Genomic DNA, 10,915 nt, shown 5'->3' on the forward strand with positions numbered 1-10,915 from the left:
CTCTATTTTCGGCCGAATGCAGGGTGGGAGACGATGGCGTGGATGGCGGCGCGCAGCGAGAAATCTTCCTCGGCAATCGACTCGAAAACGGCGTCGACATGCGGACGGTCGGCACGGGTGACTTCGCGGCCATGGGCGTAGCTGATGAGTTTTCCGATGATGCCCTTGACGATGTGCTGCTTGTCGGCCATCAGCGCGGCCTTGAGTGTGATCATGTCACGCACCTCACGTCCGCCCGGAAGTTTCATGGCGGCATCAATCGGGACGTTGGTGAACTTGAGTTTCTTCGTGAACGTCGTTCCTTCTTGAACCGCAGGGAGTTCTTCCACGTAGCGATACTCGTCCCGCTTGCGCCCAACCGGATCGTAGTACTCCAGAGCGAAACCCAGGGGATCGATCTTCGAATGACAACGTGAGCAACTCTCAAGCTGTTGATGCTTCAGAATGGCTTCTCGTACGGTGGTGGTACCCCGGATGTCCGGCTCGTTGATCAAGACGTCGGCGGGTGGTTCGATGCGTTCGTTGTAAAGATTCTTGAGAATCCACGAGCCCCTGTGGATCGGTGATGTGGCGAAGTCGGTGGAGGTGAGCTTCAGGAAACCGGCTTGGGCCACGAGCCCTCCGCGTTCACTTTCTTCCGGAAGCTTCACTGGCACAAAGTCGTCACCTTCGACAGCTTGCAAACCGTAGAATCGAGCAAGACGGTCGTTGGCCATGACGTAATCCGAGTCGATGAAGTGTTCCATGCTCAGCCCCTTCTCCAGCATGTGCCGAAAGAGCTCACGGCCTTCGCGACCCATGGAATCGACCGTCATGCGGCGCACGTTCTTGAACACACGGACGTCCGGCCCGAAGTCGTCCACCTTGTCGCGTTGCAACCACTGACGGGTGAAGTCGTCGATGAAGCGACCAACCTTCACATCATTGAGCATCCGCTCTACTTGAGCGGATGGATCCTTGCCCAAGGCACCGGACCTGGCCGCGCTGAGAAGTTCGGCGTCTGGAGCGGAGTTCCAGAGGAAATACGACAGTCGGTAGGACCGCTGCACGTCGGTCAACTCAGGCGACTCGGACTTGTAGATGAAATGTGGCGAGGTCAGCAGCGCGATCAACACGCTGCGGGCAGTCGCAGTCATCGAAGCGCCGGACTTCTTTTGGGTCCGCGCGATCTCGACAAATGCTCTGCGATCCTGCACCGCCAGCGGCCGCTGCGTGAGCAACAGCGTGATGTGATCGACAAGCTCTCCCGGCTTCATGTTCGGTTGGGGGAGGATGGCCTGCATCGCGGCGGTCGGCCACTGCTCCGTCAACGGGCCGGTCACCTTCAAATGAGAGAACCGCATCGCGGGACCCTTGTGTGGTTTCTTTTCAAGACTCCTACCCGGCACGCGGGCACTATCGAAGGTGAAGGCGAGTTGGTCGCCTGCCTGGAGAGTGAGCTCGGTCGTAAAACCTTGCGAGCCGTGCGGCATTGGGATCCGGCGGATACTCCGGAAGCTGGTCGGATGACGCCCGTCGCCGAGATTGATTCCGATGACCTCACCTTCGTCGGATTTCTCCGAATGCGCCTGCACGTCCAACCGGTACACCCCGAAGGCGGGAATGACAAATTGATCATGGCTCTCCGGATCGATGGAGAAATGCAGATTGCTGCGGTAGGGACGAAATCCCGTGAGAACATAGTCGTCTCCATCGCGGTAATCTCCACCCCCACCGGTCGCAAAGTTCTTGCTGCCGTGAAAATGTCGTACATCGAATTCCCACGTCCTCGTCTTTGGTTTGACATCCGGCAACACCCGCTCGGCGATGAAGCGAGCGGTCTTGAGGTAGGCCATGACCTGATGCGGCGACATCAGGTGGGCCTCGCCAAACTTGTCGAAGCCATGCTCCACGTGATCGGGAGGAAGCAAGCCGGTGAAATCAAAATCCACACCGAAGAGATCGCGGATCGTGTTGGTGTATTCCGCGCGAGTGAGCCGCTTGAGGGGATTGACTGGGCGATGGGCGAGGAGTTGCTTCTGTAGCAATTGCATGATCTCAGCGACTGCTTCGGCGTTGGGTTGCGGCGCCTCTTCCGGCGGCATTTCGCCGGCTTCAAGCACAGTAGCGATGGTCTCCAGCAACTCCTGATCGGCGAACAACGTGCCAACTGGCTTGTCCAGTCTCACCTCGCCATTTTGTTTTTCAGAGCCGTGACACTTGACGCAGTGTTGGACAAAGAATTGTTCCAGTTTGGATTCCGCACCGACAGTCCCCGCCAGGAGAAAGCCTATCAGCAGCATTGTCCAAGCCAGTCGCATCATGACAACACCTCGAAGGCTCCCGTGCTTTCCCCGAAGCTGTCTTGTTCGGCCCCAAATTGCTGCAACAGTCCGAGGTACAGGTTGCTCATGGGGACATCCGTCTTTTGCCAATGGCCGGCGGTCTTCATGCGGGCGTCAAACACCAGGGCCGGCAGGTCGTCGAAATTGTGAGAGTTGGCGCTGCCCATTGAGGCAGTAAGCAGGGTGGTCGTCTGATCGAACAGTGAGCTGTTGCCAACGGTGCGTTGCTTCATCGTGCTGAGCGAATTGTTGATTCGCTTCAGGATTGCGTGCTCCAGCATGAGCAGCTTCTGAATCTTCTCCGGCTTCTGGCCGTGGTGGGAAAGGTCGTGGTAGTTCCCGCTGAGGTCTGGCTCCTTGAAGCCTTCCCAGAACGGAATCTGGACCGTGACAGCACGCGTGGAATCGGTTTGCAGGGCCAGCACGGCAAGGTCCAGCAAGGTTCCTACGTAGTCATCCACGGACTTGCGGTCGAAGTCCTCGAGTTCGTAATCCACCTGCGGCTTGGAACGGTCGGCCCAGTAGGCGCGACGTTTCACGGTCTGCTCCACCTCGCGGACGGAGGTGAGATACTCGTTCATTTTCACTCGGTCGGTTGCATTGAGACGCTTCTCCATGGACTTGGCCTGGGCGAGGACTGCATCCAGAATGCTGCGGTCTTCGGCGAGCACTTGCTGTTGCGTCTTCTCATTTTCGTCGACCTGGAATAGCAGGTTGAAAATCTTGCGCGGCGAATCGATCTGCTTCACCGGCAATCCGTGCTTGTCCCAGGCGATCTGAGAAAAGTTGAGGTTTTCTCCTGCCTGAAACACCAGTGATTTGAAACGCGTGTCGCCGCCAATCAGATCGGCTACCGCTTGGTCAATGGACAGCCGGTTCTTGCGGTGCAGCTTGTTGAAGTAACCGGAGAGAATGCCCACACACGGCGTGTGCCCGAAACCATTCTGCACGGCCGGGTTGTCCATCCCGCTGAAAATTTTCAGGTGATCAAAGTGATCGGACAACTCGTCCAGCAGCGGCGGCGCTTTCTTGAATGCGCCGTCGGTCTGCGGGATCAACTCGGGCTGATAAAAACTCAGGTGATTCACGATCGTGAGTAGGCGGCGCGGCGAATCCCCGTCCGCAACTTGCCCCAGACTCTCCATGCAGGGGAGCAGTAAGGCAACCCCAGCTCCCTTCAGCAAGGTACGTCTTTTCATGATTCCGCCGTTTGTTATGGTGTTAGGGTGGTTTCATCGTTTACGGCACAACGACCTTCGCATCCGCAGACAACGCGACAAACTTAAGCCTGCAACTCCTTCACGACGCCGGTGCTGTCGCCGTGTCGTTCAACGTCGATGCCGAGCCCCTGCAGCATCGTCAGCCAAACGTTGCACAGCGGTGTGTCTTTTGGCAGGGCGAGATGCTGGCCCAATTTCAGGTTGGCTCCGCCGCCGGTGAGAACCGTTGGGCAATTGGTGAGGTAATGGATGGAGCTGATGTTTGAACCAAAGGCGAGCGCTAGATGATCGAAGAGGCTTGATCCGTCTGCTTCTTTCGTCGCCTTGAGCTTGTCGATCAATCCAGCCAGCAGTTCGCAGTGAGCCTTGTCGCGGGCCTGGGACGCCTGCATGCGTTCACCAGGAGAGTAATGGCTCACATTGTGAGCGCTCAGGGTGACGCCCATACTCTGTAGAAGTGACTGGCCTGGCATTCGATAAGTCATGACCCGAGTGCTGTCGGTCTGCAGAGCGGCGACAATCAGGTCATACATCACCTCAACCTCTGCGCGCCCTTTTAAGCCCGAGCCTGGTTCGTCGATGGGAGACTGAGCTTTGGGGACTTCGAGCCAGGCCTCATCTTTGCTCAGCCGCGTTTCGATATCTCGGATGCCCTGAAAGTACTCTTCCAACTTGTCTTTGTCCGTCATCGCCAGGCCGCGCTGCACGCGTCTCGCATCGGTGAGGACGGCATCCAGCACGCTGCGGTTTTCGGCAATGGCCGCTTGGCGTTGTTCCAAGGGCAGGTCGTCGGCAGAGAACAGCTTGTGAAACACCTGGACCGGATCGTCGAACCCTGCGACCGGTTTGCCACGCTGATCCCAGGCCAGTGAGAGTCCGGGGCCATGACCGGATGCGCTGCCATCGCTGCTGCTCAGCTGAATCGAGGAGAAACGGGTGTCCTGCCCCAGTTCCCGAGCCGCGACTTGATCGGCAGAGATGCTGTTGGACATGTTCTGGCCAGGCACCGCGAACCGATTTGCTCCCGTCAACCAGAAGGTGCTGCCCCAGTGAGCTTCGTTGCTGAACTGATTTGAGCAACCTTGCACGACGGTGAAATCTCCTTGGTGTCGCAAGAGTGGCTTCAGGCCCTCGGGTAGGTCGTAGTCGGCTCCAGTCTGTTCTAGATTCGGAAACCATGTCTCCTGAGTGACGCCAAACCCTAAACCGAGAAAGACCATCCGCTTGGGTGGCGTCGCGGATGCTTTCTCTGCGGCCGAAGCAAACTGGCGAAACGCGATTGACTCAAGTGCCGGCAGCGCAATCAGGGAACCGGCTCCACGAAGAACATTGCGACGGTTCAATTCTGTGTTCATGACAAGCTCTCGAAGAAACAGGCTCGGTTGGTGATTGCTGAGGATGTGCATGCGGACCGGCAGCCGCGCATGTCATCACCGTGAGGCGCTCTCGCAAACGATTTGGCCTCGTTGTCATTCGATTCGGCGATCCATTGTCGCAGAAAGTTACGGTGCTCGCTGAGGGTTTGGCAGAATTCCGCCACGCCACCGGCATCCACTCTGCCGGCCCTCGGGACGTCGATTGTATTACTGAGCGACTCTTGGGCAAGCACCGCTCTGCGGTGCACACCGCAGAGCGGTGCCACAACAAAGCCCGGAGTCGCGAAGCGCACTCCGGGTGGGGCGCAGAGGACAGGGGAACCCCAGCGGGGTTCAACAAACGGCGCGGCACAATCCGGGGTGCGCAAACGGCGGCGTGAATCGGGCGAACCGTGTTGCTCTGTTCAACCCCGTTGGGGTTGGCGGCCTGTTGGCGACCGGAACTTGGGGTGCGCGGGCGCGACCCCAAGCTTTGATGTGGCACGCCGCTGGCGTGCGGGCCGCAGGAGCGGTTGCCGCTCGCGAGTCGTTCCCACAACGCGGTACGGCAAGTAATTCGTCAGTAATACAATCGACATCCTCCGGGCCTGAAGCCCCACGCCTATCTGGCAAGATCCGGTACCTAGAAAACGTTAGAGTCAGGCGTTTTTCATTGCCGGGGCCTCTTCCGCCCAGCTTCGACGCCAAAATGATGCAACACGTTCTTGAGCAGTTTGCTCATGTGTTCGTCGTGATACACGCCCCAGGCGGTTGCGATGGATCCGGTGTGGAACACGCGACCGCCTGTTGGACGTTCCCAGTAGATGATCTCGGCGATCGTCTGGTCGTCGCCGATCCGCGGCTTGTGTCCTTCGGCGTTGTAGTCAATCACACGGCGCTGGTCGTTACTGCTAGCGACGGTGACAATCCCTTGGGGTTCAACCAAGCCCTTGATGGCCGAGTCCGCAGTGGCACGCTGCAACGTTGAGAGGCGAACGTCGAACTCGTGGCCTACTGCGCCCATGTCCTTGCTGATGAATCCAAATGCATCTCCTTTTTTCAATCCCACCTGATGAGGCGTGTTGAAGAGAAAATGGTCAGGCTGGTCGACTTGATAGGGCTTGAACGCGCCGCCCCAACCGATGCAGGTGAGCCCGACGACTTTCCAGGCCGGGTAACCACAGAAACGCATCAGACTGCCGCGGCGGAAATCGTGACTGTGATAGAGTTCGCCGACTTGCGCGAGTTTGCGTCCGCCGATTCCTGTCCCGTACTTGCGTACCTCCATGAACTCGTCGGTTTCGTCGAAGCTAACCCGCCAGAACATCGTGTTACCGGAGAGGACGATCGCATCGCCGCCGGCTTTGAGATAATCGTCGAGTCCTTCATAGGCGCGCGCCGACCAGTATTCGCTGTGTCCATTGATGACAACGGCCTGATAGCCATCGAGTACTTCGGGGTTGCGATCCAGGTCGCGGTCGGTGATGACGTCGTAATCGTATCCGTGCTGGTCCAACCAGAGATGCAGAAAACGCTCGCCGCGCATCAGATGGCTGTAGGACTGATTGATGTAGGTCTTGTTCGGACCGGCCGCCGGCCACGGCAATTTCATCCCGATTTTGTATGTCGGTTGACCGTTGCGGTGATCGCGATAGCCGCTGTAGGTCGCAGCGTCTGGGTGCGTTGTTGGAAGGCCACCTGTGCCCATCATTGTCAGCTCCCGCCCGTGATTGATGGGGAAAGGCGCCGAGTTGTATGCCAACCATGTGTTGGTCGACATCAGCACCGCCAACGGCGCCTTGGGCCGCGACTCCGGTCGGCGCACGATAAACGTCGTGAAGTAACGTTTTGGTTTTCCATCGATTTCAAAATCAAAGCGGCCTGCGTAAACTCCGGATTTTGCGTCAGCGGGGATGCGGAACCGATGATTGATTTTCCAACGCGCGTTGTAGAGTTCGTCTGATGCGAGCCGCAGTCCGTGGCCACGTTTCGGATCTTTCGTCGGATCGTAGCTGGTATCGTGCCGATCGATGGCTGCGGCGTCAAAGCTGGGCCCGCCGATCATCCACGTGCCGCGGTTAATGATTCGCCCGTGCCGTCCACCGATACCGGCGTCGGCGACCCGAGTGCCGCGTTCTTCGGTGAAGGGCCAACAAGCGAGAACGGCGTTTCCTTTTGGGATGGTCAGCCCGCGATCGGCAACGCGTTTTTGCATCTGATCCAGAGTGATCGCTTGGTCATACAGGGACACCATCGCGATGTCGCCGTTGTAGAAATTCTCTGCCGCTCCCTTGCTGCCGTAAGCACCAATCCTGAGGGCCGTCTTCCCAGGACGAACGACTCCAGTGTATGGCCATTCGCCCGCCGCCTTTCCATCGATGAAAACACGCTTTACTTTTCCATCCCAGGTTGCCGCGACGTGGTGCCAACGCTGGGTCTCGATCAACCCTGGTGCGGTTTTGTGAAGAGACGCAGGATTGTGTTTGCCGCCACTGTCAGTCATGAACGCAATCTGGCCGTCGCTGAGGAACAGCCCGATCCCGCATTTGTCCGGATAGTCATGTTGATTGATCAAGCCTTGCCAGCCGCCGAGTGCAAAGGGACGAATCCAGCACTCCAGGGTCAGCCCGGTCAGTGGTCGCTCACTGGGCAAGCTGTTGTCGACATGCACGTACGATCCCGGGTGGATCGGCTGCTGCGGCGGCCTATTGGCAGAGAACGTCGCCAGAACGGGGTCGTTGTCGCGGTTTTCCGGATCAGGACCGAGCCGCACGACGCTCAATTGATAGGGAACGCTGCTGCTGACTCGAAACTTGATTTCGTTACCCGCGGCAATACTTTTCTGAGCATAGGCATGCAAGCCAGGCAACGTCATCTCGCGATGCGGTGGAATCTGTTGCTCTGCGAGTTCAGAACTTGGTGAAGCAGACTCATCTGGTGACGTTGACTCTTTCAGATAGGCCACAAGGTCCGCGATTTCCTGTGGTTTCAACTCGCGGTCCAGTCCCTCGGGCATGAAGGAGACATCGGAGTATCTGGCGTGTTCGATTTCCTTCATGCGTACCGGTTGCAAGACTCCCGCTGCCGATGCAAGAAAGATTTTGTCCATCGTTTCTTTGACAAGCAGTCCCGAGACAGCCCTGCCATCTTCCGTCAGGACGTTCACGATTTCGTGATAACGAGCAATCGATGCGTTGGGGTAAACAATGGCTTCCAACAAGTCGCGCTCACTGCGAATCGCTCCGATCCTGGTCAAGTCAGGGCCTAATCGGACTCCCTGGTCGCCCTTGAGATGACAGATGATGCACTTTGATTTATCGCGATTGCCGAACAGCTTCGCTCCTCGCTGCGCATCCGCTGTCGGCAGAAAGGCTGCAAGTTCATCAAGGCGTTGTTTTTGACGAGCCATCTTTTCAGGACTCGGCTCAGCGACTTTCGCGAGTTGGATTTCGGGAAAGTCATCAGGGGTAACATTTCGCTGATCGATTTCCTGCATCCGCCGCACTTGTTCTGTGACCGGATGGTTGGCTGGAAGACCATCGCTGTCGCCGATTTCAAAAACCGCGTGGATGACAGCATGCTTCAAGAACGCATCCGCACTTTCTGAATAGGTTTTTAGCAGAGGTTTGACCGCTGCACTGTTGCCGATTCTGCCGAGGGCCATCGCAGCGAGTCGGCGAAGTTGTCGATCATCATCGGAAAGCAACTCAATGAGTGGCGCCACAGCACCTCGATCCCGCCACAGTGCCACGCTATGAATCGCAGCCGTGCGAACGTCCGCACTCTGATCGCTGAGAAATTCGCGAACCGCCTGCCGCGCGGACTGACTCTGGATTCGATTTAGTGTCCAGACGGCTGGAATCTTGGCGCTGGCCTTGCGCAAATCATCGATCTTGTTCTCGTTGGCCAGAGCGTCAATGGCGCGTTTGACGACCGCGGGCCGCTGGTCAGACAACCAACCGACTTGAGGCTGATTCCAATCGAGCTTCAGACCACGCGGATCGTACAAAACCGGTAGCGGACGAGGCGACGAGTCCCGCGAAACCGGTAGTGGACGAGGCGACGAGTCCCGCGAAACCGGTAGTGGACGAGGCGACGAGTCCCGCGAAACCGGTAGTGGACGAGGCGACGAGTCCCGCGTAACCGGTAGTGGACGAGGCGACGAGTCCCGCGAAACCGGTAGTGGACCAGGCGACGAGTCCCCCAAAACCGGTAGTGGACGAGGCGACGAGTCCCGCGAAACCGGTAGCGGACCAGGCGACGAGTCCCCCAAAACCGGTAGTGGACCAGGCGACGAGTCCCGCGAAACCGGTAGCGGACCAGGCGACGAGTCCCGCGAAACCGGTAGTGGACGAGGCGACGAGTCCCGCGGTTCAGCACTCGTCGCCTCGCCCACGACGCCATTGAAATCACCCTCTTTTTCAAGCCGATAGATCGCACCGAGAACGTCGGGCTTGGCGACTTTGGAAGTCGGGCAACAGATCATGTACCAACTGCCCGTATCAGCAACCAGCAGGCTGCCATCGGCGTCTTCGATCACGTCGGTTGGATGAAAGTCGGTATTGTCGCTTTCAATGAACGTCGTTGTTTCTGCCGAGTAAGACGAACCAGATCGAGTGAGCTGATGTCTGGAGATGCGGCGTGTGTTGAATTCGGTGCAGAGCAAGTCGCCACTCAAACCCGAGTTCGGATGACGCGCCATCATCATTCCCGAGGGAGCAGCGGGTCCGAGCTGTGTCAGAATCGGCAGCAAGTCTCCGGTATTGGGATGGGGAGTGAGCACGCGATTGTTTTCTTTGCCATACGTTCCCCCATAAACGGCGTGCAGGATTCCATCGCGTCTGCCGGGTTGGGAAAGGTCAAAGAACGTGCCGCTGAGAAACCGTTCACCCGTTTCACTGAATGCCAAGCCAACGGGATTGTTCATTCCACCGGTGATGACCATTTCCAGTTGGCTTCCGTCAGGCCGAGCACGATAAAGATGGGCTGCGCTGGACTGTATCGTTCGACCATTGCTCAGTTCATGCTTCTGCGGAGCAAAAGCTCCCTTGCACCAGTAGAAAAAACCGTCGGGTCCCAAGTAGGGACCGTGCATGTCGTTGCCACATCCTTCGATGCTGCCGCCATCGAACCATTCGGTTCGCTCATCCGCCACCTGGTCGCCGTCGGTATCGCGAAGTTTCCAAATGTGGGGCGGTGCTCCCACGTAGACGCTGCCGCCGTGAACAAGAATGCCTTCGGGGAAGGGCAATTTGTCGGCGAACACCGTCGATTCATCAAAGACTCCGTCGCCGTCGGTGTCGACCAAACGCAACACGCGATGTTGCGGGTCCTTGAGTTGAACCGGCGCTTTGTCGGTGTTGCCTGAACTGTCGGTGACGTACAGAACGCCGGACTCGTCAAAGCACATGTGAATGGGCCGCTTGACCAGTGGCGGCGCGGCGACACGTTTCAGTTCATATCCGTCCGGAATCGTGAACGTGTGAGGCGCCAGCGAAACGGTCTCTGCACTTTCTGTTTTCCCGTAGGCACAACAGATGGCAAGGGCGACGAAAACGCGGAGGCAATGGTAACTTGGCATGAGACGCAGATTGGATTGATTACTGTCGCGGCTTTCGGTGGGAGCTTGCCCCAATCCCCCATGCTAACACATGAGGCCATATGCCTTCGCAGTTTCGCTGCTGGAAAGCGACGACAGTCTGACGACGTGAAGAAGCACCTGAGAACCAAGTCCAACTGCTTGCCTGCGGGATTCCTTTAGGCATGGCACCACTGGAGCCATGAAATCTGGATCTAAAGCGGCAGATCCGGAAGAAAAGTTGGCAAGAAACTCTTCGAATGGCGTCCGACTTAGAGCAAAATGGCACATAGGGGTCAGAGGCAGCCGCTGGTTTCAACGCGGATGGTCGGTTTTGGATCTTTACGTCTGTGGATCGATTTCCGTGTCATTTCGTGGCAGGGGCTGAATCGACATCAACTCAAGACGACCGAATCGTCAGACAACCGCGAGTTTCCC

General features: G+C 57.7%; 4 protein-coding genes. All 4 read right to left on the reverse strand.

What is annotated here, in order from left to right:
- Nucleotides 1-2: 2 nt before the first annotated feature.
- Nucleotides 3-2,303 carry a DUF1592 domain-containing protein gene (locus tag TBK1r_RS23450; RefSeq protein WP_145216246.1) on the reverse strand — a complete coding sequence of 767 codons (2,301 nt, stop codon included), beginning with the start codon at nucleotides 2,301-2,303 and terminating at the stop codon, nucleotides 3-5.
- Nucleotides 2,300-3,523, reverse strand: a complete 1,224-nt coding sequence (locus TBK1r_RS23455) for a DUF1552 domain-containing protein (RefSeq protein ID WP_145216247.1) — start codon at nucleotides 3,521-3,523, stop codon at nucleotides 2,300-2,302. The genes TBK1r_RS23450 and TBK1r_RS23455 overlap by 4 nt, the downstream gene beginning before the upstream one ends.
- 83 nt (nucleotides 3,524-3,606) lie before the next feature.
- Nucleotides 3,607-4,764, reverse strand: a complete 1,158-nt coding sequence (locus TBK1r_RS23460; RefSeq protein WP_473772449.1) for a DUF1552 domain-containing protein — start codon at nucleotides 4,762-4,764, stop codon at nucleotides 3,607-3,609.
- A gap of 805 nt (nucleotides 4,765-5,569) precedes the next feature.
- Nucleotides 5,570-10,480, reverse strand: coding sequence for a PVC-type heme-binding CxxCH protein (locus TBK1r_RS23465; RefSeq protein ID WP_145216252.1), 4,911 nt, complete (start codon nucleotides 10,478-10,480; stop codon nucleotides 5,570-5,572).
- Nucleotides 10,481-10,915 lie beyond the last annotated feature (435 nt).

The organism is Stieleria magnilauensis, from assembly GCA_007753675.1.
Taxonomy (GTDB): Bacteria; Planctomycetota; Planctomycetia; order Pirellulales; family Pirellulaceae; genus Stieleria; species Stieleria magnilauensis.